17 protein-coding genes are annotated in these 14,220 nt (G+C 63.2%); 15 read left to right on the top strand and 2 right to left on the bottom strand.

Annotated elements, in window-relative coordinates; all coding sequences use genetic code 11:
* Positions 1 to 78: 78 nt before the first annotated feature.
* From nrdR to RPF88_RS11725, 8 genes are all read left to right on the top strand, one after another.
* Positions 79 to 558, top strand: a complete 480-nt coding sequence (nrdR, locus tag RPF88_RS11760) for a transcriptional regulator NrdR (RefSeq protein ID WP_023810227.1) — start codon at positions 79 to 81, stop codon at positions 556 to 558.
* A 2-nt stretch (positions 559 to 560) separates the two neighbouring features.
* On the top strand, positions 561 to 1,676 hold the full coding sequence (ribD, locus tag RPF88_RS11755; RefSeq protein WP_337122459.1) for a bifunctional diaminohydroxyphosphoribosylaminopyrimidine deaminase/5-amino-6-(5-phosphoribosylamino)uracil reductase RibD: 1,116 nt from the start codon (positions 561 to 563) through the stop codon (positions 1,674 to 1,676).
* 12 nt (positions 1,677 to 1,688) lie between these two features.
* On the top strand, positions 1,689 to 2,306 hold the full coding sequence (locus RPF88_RS11750; protein ID WP_013532248.1) for a riboflavin synthase: 618 nt from the start codon (positions 1,689 to 1,691) through the stop codon (positions 2,304 to 2,306).
* Positions 2,307 to 2,369: 63 nt separating this feature from the next.
* Positions 2,370 to 2,630, top strand: a complete 261-nt coding sequence (locus tag RPF88_RS11745) for a CopG family ribbon-helix-helix protein (RefSeq protein WP_013532247.1) — start codon at positions 2,370 to 2,372, stop codon at positions 2,628 to 2,630.
* The gene (locus RPF88_RS11740; protein WP_024504679.1) at positions 2,630 to 2,905 is read left to right on the top strand and encodes a type II toxin-antitoxin system RelE/ParE family toxin; all 276 of its coding nucleotides are present in this window, start codon (positions 2,630 to 2,632) and stop codon (positions 2,903 to 2,905) included. Before RPF88_RS11745 ends, RPF88_RS11740 begins: the two co-directional genes overlap by 1 nt.
* An 81-nt stretch (positions 2,906 to 2,986) precedes the next feature.
* Positions 2,987 to 3,481, top strand: a complete 495-nt coding sequence (gene ribH / locus RPF88_RS11735; RefSeq protein WP_013532245.1) for a 6,7-dimethyl-8-ribityllumazine synthase — start codon at positions 2,987 to 2,989, stop codon at positions 3,479 to 3,481.
* On the top strand, positions 3,478 to 3,978 hold the full coding sequence (gene nusB / locus RPF88_RS11730; protein ID WP_013532244.1) for a transcription antitermination factor NusB: 501 nt from the start codon (positions 3,478 to 3,480) through the stop codon (positions 3,976 to 3,978). Before ribH ends, nusB begins: the two co-directional genes overlap by 4 nt.
* Positions 3,975 to 5,186, top strand: coding sequence for an MFS transporter (locus tag RPF88_RS11725; protein WP_064995445.1), 1,212 nt, complete (start codon positions 3,975 to 3,977; stop codon positions 5,184 to 5,186). Before nusB ends, RPF88_RS11725 begins: the two co-directional genes overlap by 4 nt.
* Positions 5,187 to 5,194: 8 nt before the next feature.
* Here RPF88_RS11725 and RPF88_RS11720 read toward each other — a convergent pair whose 3' ends face one another.
* On the bottom strand, positions 5,195 to 5,767 hold the full coding sequence (locus RPF88_RS11720; RefSeq protein WP_224620244.1) for an NADPH-dependent FMN reductase: 573 nt from the start codon (positions 5,765 to 5,767) through the stop codon (positions 5,195 to 5,197).
* Between the two features lie 205 nt (positions 5,768 to 5,972).
* Between RPF88_RS11720 and osmF the strand changes: the two genes are divergently transcribed.
* The 5 genes from osmF to RPF88_RS11695 all read left to right on the top strand — a co-directional run bounded on the left by osmF (position 5,973) and on the right by RPF88_RS11695 (position 12,165).
* Complete coding sequence (gene osmF / locus RPF88_RS11715; RefSeq protein WP_013532241.1) at positions 5,973 to 6,884, top strand: glycine betaine ABC transporter substrate-binding protein OsmF; 912 nt, start codon at positions 5,973 to 5,975, stop codon at positions 6,882 to 6,884.
* A 54-nt stretch (positions 6,885 to 6,938) separates the two neighbouring features.
* A complete protein-coding gene (locus RPF88_RS11710; protein WP_337122458.1) occupies positions 6,939 to 8,102 on the top strand; it encodes an ABC transporter permease in 1,164 nt (387 codons plus the stop codon).
* Positions 8,099 to 9,037: an ABC transporter ATP-binding protein gene (locus RPF88_RS11705; RefSeq protein ID WP_013532239.1), complete on the top strand. Its 939-nt coding sequence runs from the start codon at positions 8,099 to 8,101 to the stop codon at positions 9,035 to 9,037. The genes RPF88_RS11710 and RPF88_RS11705 overlap by 4 nt, the downstream gene beginning before the upstream one ends.
* Positions 9,034 to 9,783, top strand: a complete 750-nt coding sequence (locus RPF88_RS11700) for an ABC transporter permease (RefSeq protein WP_013532238.1) — start codon at positions 9,034 to 9,036, stop codon at positions 9,781 to 9,783. Before RPF88_RS11705 ends, RPF88_RS11700 begins: the two co-directional genes overlap by 4 nt.
* Positions 9,784 to 10,023: 240 nt before the next feature.
* Positions 10,024 to 12,165, top strand: a complete 2,142-nt coding sequence (locus RPF88_RS11695) for a sodium-translocating pyrophosphatase (RefSeq protein WP_337122457.1) — start codon at positions 10,024 to 10,026, stop codon at positions 12,163 to 12,165.
* A 272-nt stretch (positions 12,166 to 12,437) separates the two neighbouring features.
* Here RPF88_RS11695 and RPF88_RS11690 read toward each other — a convergent pair whose 3' ends face one another.
* Positions 12,438 to 12,950, bottom strand: coding sequence for an outer membrane protein assembly factor BamE (locus RPF88_RS11690; protein WP_013532236.1), 513 nt, complete (start codon positions 12,948 to 12,950; stop codon positions 12,438 to 12,440).
* 114 nt (positions 12,951 to 13,064) lie between these two features.
* On the opposite strand from RPF88_RS11690, the gene RPF88_RS11685 reads away from it, so the two are divergent.
* Positions 13,065 to 13,613, top strand: coding sequence for a ubiquinol-cytochrome C chaperone family protein (locus RPF88_RS11685; RefSeq protein ID WP_063167769.1), 549 nt, complete (start codon positions 13,065 to 13,067; stop codon positions 13,611 to 13,613).
* The gene (locus tag RPF88_RS11680) at positions 13,610 to 14,158 is read left to right on the top strand and encodes a YceD family protein (RefSeq protein ID WP_027162417.1); all 549 of its coding nucleotides are present in this window, start codon (positions 13,610 to 13,612) and stop codon (positions 14,156 to 14,158) included. The genes RPF88_RS11685 and RPF88_RS11680 overlap by 4 nt, the downstream gene beginning before the upstream one ends.
* The last annotated feature ends 62 nt before the right edge of the window (positions 14,159 to 14,220 follow it).

Raw genomic sequence — 14,220 nt, 5'->3', positions numbered from 1 at the left:
TGTTGGCGACACTTTGCCATCGCTGCAAAAACCTCTAAGCCTTTCGCTTCACCAGATTCGCCAACCAAAGGCTTCTCCATGCGCTGTCCCTATTGCCAGTCGGAAGATACGCAGGTGAAGGATTCGCGCCCCGCCGAGGATGGCGCGGCGATCCGCAGGCGGCGCGTCTGCCCCGATTGCGGCGGCCGTTTCACCACCTTCGAACGCGTGCAGTTGCGCGACCTCGTCGTGGTCAAGAAATCGGGCCGCAAAGTGCCCTTCGACCGCGACAAGCTGTTGCGCTCGGTGGAGATCGCCGTGCGCAAGCGCAATGTCGATCCCGAACGCATCGACCGCGCGGTGACAGGCATCGTGCGCCAGCTCGAAAGTTCCGGCGAGACGGAGGTTGCTTCGGGAGAAGTCGGCCGCCTGGTCATGGAAGCGCTGAAGTCGCTCGACGATGTCGCCTATGTCCGTTTCGCCTCGGTCTACCGCAATTTTCGCGAGGCCAAGGATTTCCATGAATTGCTGGGCGAGCTCAAGGGCGACGAAATCAAGGGTGAAGAGGAAGCCAGCTGAGCATGACTGCAAGCGAACAGGCCGCCCTTGATCGCCGCTTCATGGCGGCGGCACTCAGACTGTCGCGAAAAAATGCCGGGCGCACCGCGACCAACCCGTCTGTCGGGACGCTGATCGTACGCGATGACGGCAATGGTCCGATGATCGTCGGCACCGGCGTCACCGCTGTCGGCGGCCGTCCGCATGCCGAGACCGAGGCCCTGGCCGAGGCCGGCGACATCGCGCGCGGCGCCACCGCCTACGTCACGCTGGAACCTTGCGCCCACCACGGCCGCACGCCACCTTGCGCCAATGCGCTGGTCAATGCGGGCGTTGCGCGGGTCGTCGGTGCCGCCAGCGATCCCGATTCGCGCGTGTCCGGCAAGGGTTATGCGATCCTGCGCGCGGCCGGTGTCGAGGTGGTCGAGAAAGTGCTGGCGGCGGAAGCTGCCGAGCAGATGGCCGGCTATTTGATTCGATCGTTGAGAAAACGCCCGGAAGTGATTCTCAAGCTTGCACTTTCCAGCGACGGCAAGATCGGCAGGGAAGGTGACGGGCAGGTGTCGATCACCGGCGATATCGCGCGCCGAGAAGTGTATCTGATGCGGGCTGAGGCGGACGCCATACTGGTTGGTATCGGCACCGCCCTTGAGGATGATCCGGCCCTGACGGTGCGTTTGCCGGGGCTTGAGAACCGTTCGCCTGCCCGCATCGTGCTCGACCGCCAGCTCAGGTTGCCGGAGGCCTCGAAGCTGGTTTCGGGCGTCGACCGGGTACCGCTCTATATCGCCGCCTGCCTGGAGGCCGATCCGCTGCGGCGGGCAGCACTCGAACGCGCCGGCGTGCGCTTCATCGGCACCGAGACGCACGAGGGCGGCGTAGCCTTGCCGGAACTACTCGAGGATCTGGCCGCGCTCGGCATGGCCAGCGTGCTGGTCGAGGGCGGCGCCAGGGTGGCGAGCGCTTTCCTGGCCGACGGGCTGGTCGACCGCATCGTGCTGTTCCAGGGACCGGACGCAATCGGCGACGACGGCATTGCATCGCCGATCGACGCCGACCATATCCCGGCAGGATTTCGCAAATTGCGCGAGATGCGCTTTGGCGAAGACAGCTACGCCGAGTGGATAAGAGACCTTTAGGGATCAACACCGATGTTTACCGGAATTGTCACCGATGTCGGCACTGTCGCGTCCGTCAAGCCGCTCAGGGAAGGGGTGGGGCTGCGCATCGACACAGCCTATGACCCGCAGACCATCGCCATCGGCGCCTCGATCTCCTGCGGCGGCGTCTGCCTGACGGTCACGGCCTTGCCCGACAGCGTTTCGAATGCACGCTGGTTCGAGGTTGAAGCATGGGAGGAAGCCTTGCGGCTGACCACGGCCTCGGGCTGGAAATCCGGCACCAAAGTCAATCTGGAGCGGGCGCTGAAGATCGGCGACGAACTCGGCGGCCACATCGTTTCGGGCCATGTCGACGGCATGGCCGAGATCATCGAGCGCAAGGATGAGGGCGATGCCGTGCGCTTCACGCTGGAGGCGCCGCGCGACCTGGCGAAGTTCATTGCGCCCAAGGGATCGGTCGCGCTCGACGGCACCTCGCTCACCGTCAACAAGGTCGAAGGCGCGCGCTTCGACGTGCTTTTGATCCACCACTCGCTGACCGTGACCACCTGGGGCGAGCGCAAGGTCGGCGACCGCGTCAATCTCGAGATCGACACCATGGCGCGTTATGCGGCGCGGCTGGTCGAGGCGACGAAAGAGGGGCTTTAAGTGCTGCTGGCCTCGACTTAATCAGTTTTAATCGCTATGATTAGATCTGATTGTGAGGCTCTGATGGATACAAAAGTAATCACCGCTCACGTTCCGCTGCCGCTGGCTGAAAAGGTAGATCAACTGGCTGCCCGCCTTGAGCGCCCACGCGGCTGGATCGTCAAACAAGCTCTTTCCGCGTGGGTGGATTTGGAGGAGGAGCGCCGACGGCTCACGCTTGAAGCAATGGCCGATGTCGACGCAGGACGGGTCATCGATCACCAGGCCGTGCAGGCGTGGGCTGAGAGTCTTGGTACCGACAAGCCACTGCCGGTGCCTCGTTGATGGAGTTGAAATGGACCAACAAGGCTTTGTCCGACTTGGTCCGGCTACATGATTTTCTCGTGCTAGCAAATGGCCCGGCGGCCGCACGTGCCGTGCAGTCGCTTATTGCCGCGCCGGCACGGTTGGTCGAATATCCGCGCATCGGTGAGAGACTGGAAGAGTTCGAACCACGAGAAGTGCGTCGCATTTTGGTAGGCAGCTACGAAATTCGTTACGAGATACAGAACACGACAATTTCTGTGTTGCGCCTGTGGCATACGCGAGAGGATCGATAGGACAGGAGTCCATCCAGCAATCTTCCGCTTGCGATGAACCCGGCTTCGGCCTAAGTCACCGGCAACTCCCCGGAGACTTTTATGGCTGGTACATCCCAACACGGCAAAGCCTTCATTCGTCCGAAGGCGAAGGCGCATCTGCTCATTGTCGAAGCGCGCTTTCACGACGACCTTGCCGATGCGCTGCTCGACGGCGCGACAAGCGCGCTCGATGAAGCGGGCGCGACTTACGACGTCGTCACCGTTCCAGGTTCGCTGGAGATCCCCGCGGTGATCACCTTTGCACTGGACGGCGCGACGGAAGGCGGCACACATTATGATGGCTTTGTCGCGCTCGGCACCGTCGTCCGCGGCGACACTTACCATTTCGACATTGTCGCCAATGAATCCAGCCGCGCGCTCATGGATTTGAGCGTGCAGGACTCGGTCTGCATCGGCAACGGCATCCTCACCACCGAGAATGACGCCCAGGCCTGGACTCGCGCCAAGCGCTCGGAAGGCGACAAGGGCGGCTTTGCCGCGCGTGCGGCGCTGACCATGATTGCCCTCAAGGAACAATTGGGGGCGCGATCGTGAGCGAACCCGCTTCGCCCGGGCAGCCCGCGATGCGCCACGCCAACAAGCGCGGCGCTGCCCGTCTGGCCGCCGTGCAGGCGCTCTATCAGATGGATGTCGCCGGCAGCGGTGTCTTCGAGATCACCGCCGAGTACGAGGCGTTTCGCCTTGGCAAGGAAGTCGACGGCGCGCTCTATCGCGAGGCCGATGCGCAATGGTTTCGCGCTATCCTGGCGGGTGTCGTCGAGAACCAGAAGACCATCGATCCGATCATCCGCCAGGCGCTGACCGAGGACTGGCCGCTGTCGCGGCTCGATTCGACGCTGCGCGCCATCCTGCGCGCCGGCGTCTACGAATTGATGAAGCGCGAGGATGTCCCGGTCGCCGTCATAGTCTCCGAATATGTCGACATCGCCAAGGCCTTCTACGAGGAAGACGAGCCGAAGCTGGTCAATGCCGTGCTCGACCGTGTGTCACGCCGGGTGCGTGGCGAGGGGCGCGGCAAGGACGCATCATGACGGCAATCGCCGTCGAGGCAGGCAGCGAGGCGCGCCGCACCGCGCTGATCCTGGCCGCATCGCAGGCGATCATCGGCTCGGCGGCCCCCATCGCCATCTCCGTGGGCGCGCTGGCCGGGCAATATCTGCTTGGCCCCGACAAATCATTGGCGACAGCGCCGATCACCGGCTTCAACATCGGCGTGGCGCTCGGCGCGCTGCCTGCAGCGGCCATCATCCGCAGAATGGGCCAGCGCGGCGGCTTCATGACCGGGACGATCGTCACGGCGCTTGGCGGCCTGATCGCCACGCTTGCGCTTTTTCAAGGGAGCTTCTGGCTGTTTGCCTTTGGCTTGCTCACGATCGGTGTCGGCGGCGCCTTCGTCCAGCAGTTCCGCTTCGCCGCCGCTGACAACGCACCGCCGGAATTCAAGGCGCGCGCCATCTCCTTCGTGCTGGCCGGCGGCATCGTCACCGCTATCCTCGGGCCGCAGATTGTCATCTTCACCCGCGAATCGCTGGCGCCGGTCATGTTTGCCGGTTCGTTCGTGTCCATCCTGCCGCTGGCCGCCGTCGGCGCCATCATCCTGTCATTCCTGCGGCTGCCGGCGAAAGCATCCGGCAAGGTGGAGATCGCCGACAGCGACGCCAGACCACTGGCTGAAATCGTCACGCAGCCGCGTTTCGTCGCCGCGCTTTTCTGTGCGGTCGGCAGCTACGCGCTGATGAGCTTCGTCATGACGGGCGCACCGCTGGCCATGGTCGGCTGCGGACTGTCGGAGACCGACGCGACGCTCGGCATCTCCTGGCACGTCATGGCGATGTTTGCGCCAAGCTTCTTCACCGGCTCGCTGATCCATCGCTTCGGCGCCGAACGCATTGTGACCACCGGCCTGATCCTGCTCATCGGCTGCGCCATTGTCGCTCTGTCGGGCCTGGCGCTGTGGCAGTTCTGGACGTCGCTGATCCTGCTGGGCCTTGGTTGGAACTTCGGCTTCATTGGCGCGACCGCAATGGTGGCCTCCACCTACCGGCCGTCGGAAAAGGGCAAGGTGCAAGGCTTCCACGACTTCGTCCTGTTCGGCTCCGTCGCCTGCGCCTCACTGATGTCGGGCATGGTCTACAACGCCTGGGGCTGGGAGATGCTGAACTGGATAGTCTTTCCGGTCACCGTCCTGTGCTTCGTGGCGCTGGGCGCGCTGAAGCTGACGAGCGCGCGCCCGGCTTGACGCCAAACCTATGCGTCCGGCGGCAACACCTGAAGCACCCGCGCTATGAACATATGGAACTCAGCCATGTAGTTGCGCAGGAAGTCCTCGGTGGATTCGACCGTCACTTCGCCGTCGTCCGTTATCAGTCCCGGCGTGAACTGGATATAGGCTTCCGGCGCATTCATCTGGGGTGAGTTGCAGAAGCTCAGAACGCTGCGCAGGCTTTGTTGGGCGACAGCGGTTGCGATGGCGCCCGGCGATGTTCCGATGACGGCGGACGGTTTGCGCGCGAATGAATTCTTTCCATAGGGGCGGCTCGCCCAGTCGATCGCGTTCTTTAATCCGCCAGGGATCGAGCGGTTGTACTCCGGGGTAACGAACAGGACGGCCTGAACGGACGCGATCGCCTTTTTGAAATCCCGGGCGACCGGCGGGAAATTCGCATCATAATCGTAGCTGTAAAGAGGCAGATCCCTGAAGGCGATTTCCGTCATTTCAAGTTCCGGAGGAGCCAGTTGAACGAGCGCCTTCGCGAGCTTGCGGTTGATGGATTCCCGGGCAAGACTTCCGATGAGGTAGCCGACTTTGTGTATGGCCATGACACGCTCTCCGTGTTTGCCACCCGCACTCTATGGCATTATCCGCCAGATGGCAGCAGATCGCCAGCGTCGCCTCAAAATCGGCCTTCCGAACAAAAATATTGCGCTGATCCCCCTTGTTATGAAACCGTGTGCCCCGACTGGCCGTTGAAGCCATGCTCATATGCGGTCATCGCGTTTCGGTTCATAGCTAGGGGTTTTCACAATGTTTTCAGTCAAGTTTCTGGCCGGCGCGGCATTGGCGCTCGGCATCACGGTGGCTTCCGCCAATGCCCAGGTGGTTGTCTCTTCGAAAATCGACACCGAGGGCGGCGTGCTCGGCAACATCATCCAGCTCGTCCTCAACGCCAACAACATCAAGACATCGGACCGCATCCAGCTCGGCGGCACGCCGGTGGTGCGCAAGGCGATCACCGCCGGCGAGATCGACATCTATCCCGAATACACCGGCAACGCCGCCTTCTTCTTCGAGAAGGCCGACGACCCGGTCTGGAAGGATGCCGCCAAGGCCTATGAAACGGCCAAGAAGCTCGACTACGACGCCAACAAGATCGTCTGGCTGTCGCCGTCGCCCGCAAACAACACCTGGGCGATCGCGCTGCGCAAGGAAGTCGCCGAGACCAACAAGCTCGCCACGCTCACCGACTTCGGCAAATATGTCGCGGGCGGCGGTCAGGTGGTGCTGGCGGCTTCCGCCGAGTTCGTCAATTCGGCGGCTGCACTGCCGGCCTTCCAGACCACCTATGGCTTCACGCTGAAGCCGGACCAACTGATCACTCTCTCAGGCGGCGACACCGCGGCAACCATCGCCGCGGCCGCCAACCAGACCAACGGCGCCAATGCGGCCATGGTCTACGGCACCGATGGCGGCATCGCACCGTCCGGGCTCGTCGTGCTCGACGACGACAAGGGCGTGCAGCCGGTCTACCAGCCGGCGCCGATCATCCGCGAAGCGGTGCTGAAGCAACATCCCGAGATCGAGACGCTGCTGAAGCCGGTCTTCGCCAAGCTCGACCTCGTCACGCTGCAGGAGCTGAATGGTCGCGTGCAGGTCGGCGGCGAGCCGGTCAAGGGCGTCGCCGAGGACTTTTTGAAGAAGAACGGCTTCCTGAAGTAGGACGATTCCGGCGCGCCGCTTTCGTGCGCGCCGGATCGACTGACTGGGGAGGGCGTGAACATCCGCTTCGACAAGCTCGGCGTGGTCATCGCCGCTATATCAGCCTACGCGGCTTTTGCCGCGCCCTTTGCCACGTTCCGTGCCAACCGCATCGTCCCCGGCCAGGCGCGCTCGATTCTCGAGGCGCTGCCGGCAACCACCGGGACGCTGCTGCTCGTCATCGTCGTCGCCGCAGCACTCATCGCGCTGTTCAAGACACTGCTTGCGCTGCGCCTTGCCGCCAGCGTGGTGGCGCTTGCCGCGCTCGCGCTGCTGATCGGCGTCGCCGGAACATTCCTCACGCCGGAGGGCAACACCTTTGCGAGAGTTTCGCCAGCCTCCGGTTTCTGGATTCTGATCTTTGCCTTCACGCTTTTGCTTGCCGATGTGCTGACACGGCTGAACCTGTCGCCATTGGCACGAGTTGGCGTGCTTGCGGTCTCGGCTTTGGCGATCGGGCTGCTGTTGATTTCGGGAAGCTGGGACAATCTGTCGATCCTGAAGGAATATTTCAACCGCGCCGACAGTTTCTGGGCGGAGGGCTCCAAGCATGTAACGCTGGCGCTAGGGTCGCTGCTTGCGGCAGTGGTCGTCGGCCTGCCGCTCGGTATTCTCTGCCATCGTGTCGAAAGTCTGCGCGCCGGGGTTCTCAACGTGCTCAACATCATCCAGACCATTCCCTCGATCGCGCTGTTCGGCCTGCTGATCGCGCCGCTCGGCTGGGTGGCCACGCATGTGCCGGGGGCTGCCGCGCTCGGCATTCGCGGCATCGGCACAGCCCCCGCCTTCGTCGCGCTGTTCCTTTATTCGCTGCTGCCGGTGGTGGCCAACACCGTGGTCGGTCTCGCTGGCGTGCCGCGCACCGCCAACGACGCCGCACGCGGCATGGGCATGACCGACAGGCAGCGCCTGTTCGGCGTCGAGTTTCCGCTGGCTTTTCCCGTCATCCTCACCGGCATCCGCATCGTCTTGGTGCAGAACATCGGCCTCGCCACCATTGCCGCGCTGATCGGCGGCGGCGGTTTCGGCGTATTCGTCTTCCAGGGTGTGGGCCAGACGGCGATGGACCTTGTGCTGCTCGGCGCGGTGCCAACGGTCGCGCTCGCCTTTGCCGCCGCCATCATCCTCGATGCGGTGATCGAAATGACCGCCACCAGGCGCAGGGTTGAAACGGCATGATCGAGATCGAAGGCATTACCAAGCGCTATGACGCGACGACCGTGGTCGATGACGTGTCGATGGTCATCGAGCCGCGCACCATAGCCGTCATTGTCGGCACGTCCGGTTCCGGCAAGACGACGCTGCTGCGCATGATCAACCGGCTGGTCGAACCGACCTCGGGCATCATCAAGCTCGACGGCGCCGACAATCGTTCGCTGCCCGGCTATGAGCTGCGCCGCAGCATCGGCTACGCCATCCAGGGCCACGGCCTGTTCCCGCATCGCACGGTGGCGCAGAACATTGCCACCGTGCCGGTGCTGCTCGGTTGGGACAAGGACCGCATCAAGGCCCGGGTCGACGAACTGATGACGCTCTATCAGCTTGACCCCGAAGCCTTCGGGCCGCGCTACCCGCACGAACTGTCCGGCGGCCAGCAACAGCGCGTCGGCGTTGCCCGCGCGCTCGCCGCCGAGCCCAACGTGCTGTTGATGGACGAACCGTTCGGCGCCCTCGACCCGATCATCCGCAACAAGGCGCAGGAAGATCTGCTGGCGATCCAGAAGCGCTTCGGCACCACCATCATCCTGGTCACCCACGACATGGAAGAGGCCGTGCATATGGGCGACAAGATCGCGGTCATGGATGCCGGCAAGCTGGTGCAATACGCCAAGCCCGCCGAGATCCTGGCAAAGCCGGCAAGCGCCTTCGTCGAGACCCTGGTCGGCGCCAGCGAAAGGCCGTTCCGGTTGCTGTCGCTCGGTCGGGTCCGCGATGCCGTGGAGAAGGGCTCCGCGGAAGGCGAGGCGATCCCCGGCGACGCCAGCCAGCGTGACGCGCTGGCCGAATTGTTGTGGACGGGCCGGCCGGCGCTGCCGGTCAAAGGCGCCGATGGCAAGCCGCTTGGCCGCGTCACCGTCGACGGGCTGGTGAAGCGCGCGGCGAGGCCGGCATGAAGGCCTGGCTTCCATCGCTGCTCAGACTTGCCCTGGTGATGCTGCTCGTTGCCTTCGTCACCAATCCCGGCTGGTTCGTGCCGCTGCTGAAGCCGCTGACCGAAAACAATGCGCCGGTGATCTACAACCAGGGCAGCCTGCTGACGCTGACATTGCTGCATTTGCGCACGGTTCTGATCGCCACCGTGGCAGCAACCATCGTTGCGGTGGCGCTTGCCATCCTGGTCACCAGGCCCGCCGGCGCCGAATTCCTGCCGCTATCGCGCAGCCTGGTCAACATCGGCCAGACCTTTCCGCCCGTGGCGGTGCTGGCACTCGCCGTGCCGGCCGTCGGCTTCGGCGAGAAACCGACACTGATCGCGCTGTTTCTCTATGGCCTGCTGCCGATCTTCGAGAACGCGCTGACCGGCCTGACGACGCTACCTGCCAATGTCGTCGAGGCGGCGCGCGGCGCCGGCATGACCGGTTGGCAAAGGCTCACCAAGGTCGAACTGCCGCTCAGCGCCCCGATCATTCTCGGCGGCATCAGGCTGTCGGTGGTGATCAGCCTTGCCACGGCGACCATCGGTTCGACCGTGGCAGCCAAAACGCTGGGCGAAGTGATCATCGCCGGGTTGTTGTCCAACAATCTCGCCTTCATCCTGCAGGGCGGCCTGATCGTGGCAGCCCTTGCCGTGCTGATCTATGACGGCCTGTCGGCCATAGAGCGCTACACGGCGCGCCGGATGGGCCGGGAGGCAGAGTAGCCGCGTCCTGCGTCAGGGCTAATTTCAATCGATCTAATCCCCGGGTGCTGACGGCAGCCGCCGCCTGGTCCCCAACCATTTGGGCGAAAGCCGGGCAAAAACCGAACAATATCTTGACGTTCGCAGCCCTGTTTCGCATACACCGCTGCGAAGAGGCGGATTCCGTGCTCGGAATCCGGTCTTTGTCTCAACGGCCCAGGGAGGGGTTCTTTTGGGCCATCAATCGAGGAAAATCCGGCAATGACAATTATTTCCGCCGTCATCGCCTGCGGCCTGCTTTCAATCCTTTACGCCATCTGGGCGACACGTTCGGTCCTTGCGGCCGATCAGGGCAATGCACGCATGCAGGAAATCTCCGCGGCTATCCGCGAGGGCGCACAAGCCTATCTGGCGCGTCAGTACACCACCATCGCCATCGTTGGCGTCGTCGTCCTCGTGCTCGCCTGGTGGTTGCTGTCCATCACCGCCGCGATCGGCTTCCTGATCGGAGCGGTGCTTTCAGGCGCCGCCGGCTTCATCGGCATGCATGTCTCCGTTCGCGCCAACGTTCGCACGGCGCAGGCCGCATCGAACAGCCTCGCTGCCGGCCTCGACATCGCGTTCAAATCGGGCGCCATCACCGGCATGCTGGTTGCTGGCCTCGCCTTGCTCGGCGTGTCGATCTACTACCTCATCCTGACCCACTTCATGGGCCTCCAGCCCAATGACCGGGTCGTCATCGACTCGCTGGTCTCGCTCGGCTTCGGCGCATCGCTGATCTCGATCTTCGCCCGTCTCGGCGGCGGCATCTTCACCAAAGGCGCCGACGTCGGTGGCGATCTCGTCGGCAAGGTCGAAGCCGGTATTCCCGAAGACGATCCGCGCAACCCGGCCACGATCGCCGACAATGTCGGCGACAATGTCGGCGACTGCGCCGGCATGGCCGCTGACCTGTTCGAAACCTATGCGGTGACTGTCGTCGCCACCATGGTTCTGGCTGCCATCTTCTTTGGCGGCACCGCCGTGTTGGGTGCGGCCATGCTTTATCCGCTCGCCATCTGCGGCGCCTGCATCCTGACCTCGATCGTCGGCACCTTCTTCGTCAAGCTCGGTTCCAACGGCTCGATCATGGGCGCACTCTACAAGGGCCTGATCGTCACTGGCCTGCTGTCCATCGTCGGCCTCGGCGTCGCCACCCAGGTGACGCTCGGCTGGGGTGAGGTCGGCACGGTCGCCGGCATGGTCATCACCGGCAAGAACCTGTTCATCTGCGGCCTGATCGGCCTCGTGGTGACCGGTCTCATCGTGGTCATCACCGAATACTACACCGGCACCAACAAGCGCCCGGTCAATTCCATCGCCCAGGCGTCGGTCACCGGTCACGGCACCAACGTCATCCAGGGCCTCGCGGTCTCGCTGGAATCGACGGCGCTGCCGGCGATCGTCATCGTCGGCGGCATCATCTCGACCTATCAGCTTGCCGGCCTCTTCGGTACGGCGATCGCGGTCACGACGATGCTCGGCCTTGCCGGCATGATCGTTGCGCTCGATGCCTTCGGCCCGGTCACCGACAATGCCGGCGGCATCGCCGAAATGGCCGGCCTGCCCAAGGAAGTGCGCCACTCCACCGACGCGCTCGACGCGGTCGGCAACACCACCAAGGCGGTGACCAAGGGCTACGCCATCGGCTCCGCTGGTCTCGGCGCATTGGTGCTGTTTGCCGCGTACTCGAACGACCTGAAGTTCTTCGCCGCCAATGGCGACAAATATCCCTACTTCCAGGGCATGGGCGAGATCTCCTTCGATCTCTCCAACCCATACGTCGTCGCCGGCCTGATCTTCGGCGGGCTGATCCCGTATCTGTTCGGCGGCATCGCCATGACGGCCGTCGGCCGTGCGGCGGGCGCCATCGTCGAGGAGGTGCGCAAGCAGTTCCGCGAGGATCCGGGCATCATGGCCGGCACCTCGAAGCCGAACTACGCCCGCGCGGTCGACCTTCTGACCAAGGCGGCAATCAGGGAAATGATCATCCCGTCGCTGCTGCCGGTGCTGGCGCCGCTCGTCGTCTATTTCGGCGTGCTGCTGATCTCGGGCTCGAAGGCGTCCGCCTTTGCAGCGCTGGGTGCCTCGCTGCTCGGCGTCATCGTCAACGGCCTGTTCGTCGCCATCTCGATGACCTCTGGCGGCGGCGCCTGGGACAACGCCAAGAAGTCCTTCGAAGACGGCTTTGTCGACAAGGACGGCGTCAAGCATCTCAAGGGTTCCGAGGCGCACAAGGCTTCGGTGACCGGTGACACGGTCGGCGATCCCTACAAGGACACCGCTGGCCCCGCCGTCAACCCGGCGATCAAGATCACCAACATCGTCGCGCTCCTGCTGCTGGCCGTGCTCGCGCACGGCTGATCTAGGCTTCAGCCCGAAACAACCCGCGGGAGCGATCCCGCGGGTTTTTTGTTGAGCAATGCCATGTCGACGCGTCAACAAGCCGATCTCTTGCATGCGGTAAATGCGCCGGTATCTCATCTACCGGCTTGGGTTTCGACGGCTTAAGCATCGCCGGCAAACATACGGGGATCTTGCCCTGATCGAGGCCACAACAAAAACCCGCAGGATCGCTCCCGCGGGTTTTTGGTCGCCTGAGATGATGAGGCTCCCGGAATGGAAGCCGAAAGGAATTAGGCGCCGCCGCCCGGAATGCTGGGTGCCAGCTTGCTGGCACCGTTGATGATCTGGCTGAGGAAGTTCTGGTCCTTGCCGCCGGTCGGTGTGGTGCGTGAGATGAAGTCGAACATCTTGCCGTCCTTCATCCCGTAATTGGCGATCTGGGTGACGCGGCCATCGGCGCCGAAATAGACCGCCAGCACATGCTGATCAATGAGCCGTGGCTTGTCGAAGGCGACGTAGCGCTTGCGCGTCTGCGAAATGTAATAGAAGGCCTCGTTGTCGAAGGTCGCGGTCGTCGACGGCGTGCCGAGCGCCAGAAGCACCTGCTCGCGGCTCGAACCGACCGGCACCAGGTCGATTGCCTGCTGGTCTATGACGTAACCTTGCGTCAGCGTCTCACTCGGGCTGAGGTCGCCGATCATCTTGGAGGTGTGGCAGGCCGATAATGCCGAAACGATCATCAGCAGCGAGATCGCGCCGGCGGGCCTGGACGAGAAGGTCGACTTGAAATTCAGCGCGCGCAACAACAACTCCATTAGCTGGCCGCAACTTGCGCTGGGCCGCGAAACCGGTAAACCAGCTTGCTTGCCGATGCAACAAGCCCACTTCAACAAACGGTCCCCAGGAGACCATCCCCAATGTTCCAGCGCTTTTTTGGCCGCGAACGCTACGCCAACCGCGCTATCACCGAGGCGCTTTACGCACAAATCGTGGCGGCGGCGCGGCAGACGGTGTTTTATTCCCACTGGAATGTACCAGACACGCCGCTTGGCCGTTTCGAGATGCTGTCGCTGCACATGTTCCTGTTCCAGCACAGGTTGCGCGGTGAGAGCGGTGCGGCGCAAGAGGTCGCCCAGGTGCTGATCGACGAGTTCTTCCTCGACGTCGACCATTCGTTGCGGGAATTGGGCATTGGCGACGTTGGCGTGCCCAAACGCATGAAAAAGCTGGCAAAGATGTTTTATGGCCGAACCGCTGCCTATGACGATGCCCTGGAAAGAAACGACCATGAAGCGCTGACCGCGGCTCTTGCCCGCAATGTCCGGCCCGACGCGGGCGCCTGGCTGGAGGCATCGCTGCTGGCCAACTATGTTACCGACGCGCGCAATCATCTGGCCGCGCAGACATCCGAATCGATTGTCTCCGGCACGCTGACCTTTCCCGCCGCCAAGGAGGTTGAACAATGAAGCATGTGGACCCGCAAAGCCCGGTCTCCTTCCGTGCAAACATCACGCGCCTGCCGCAAAAGGGCCTGCCGCTGGTTATCGAAGCCGATGCCGCACAGCGTGCGGCACTGGCCGAGGAGCACGGGTTGATTTCGGTCGAATCCTATCGCGCCGAGCTTCTGGTCGCGTCGTGGAAGCGCAATGGCGTGAAGATAAGCGGTCGTGTCGAAGCCGACATCACCCAGGCCTGCATCGTCACGCTCGAGCCTGTCGAAGCGCATATCGACGAACCGGTCGAAGCGCTGCTGCTGCCCGAGGATTCCAAGCTTGGACGGCAGGGTTTCGATGGTGGCGGCGAGATCCTGCTCGACGCGGAAGGCCCTGACAGTCCAGAGACATTTTCCGGTGACACGATCGATGTCGGGGCACTCGCCGAACAGTATTTCGGGCTCGCCATCGACCCCTATCCGCGTAAGCAGGGCGCGTCGCTCAACGCCGGCAGCGAGACCGAACCGGCGGAGAATGAATTTCAGCAAAAACTGCGATCCTTGCTGGGAAAATCCTGAAAAGCTCGCCCGCGACGGAAAAGTCGGTTGTGTGGCAGCCCAAAACCGTTATTTTCGCCGAA

This window comes from Mesorhizobium sp. ISC11, assembly GCF_037162595.1.
Lineage (GTDB): Bacteria > Pseudomonadota > Alphaproteobacteria > Rhizobiales > Rhizobiaceae > Mesorhizobium > Mesorhizobium ciceri.
Note: the sequence above shows the minus strand (reverse complement) of the source record. Positions and strands in the feature narration are given on the sequence as shown.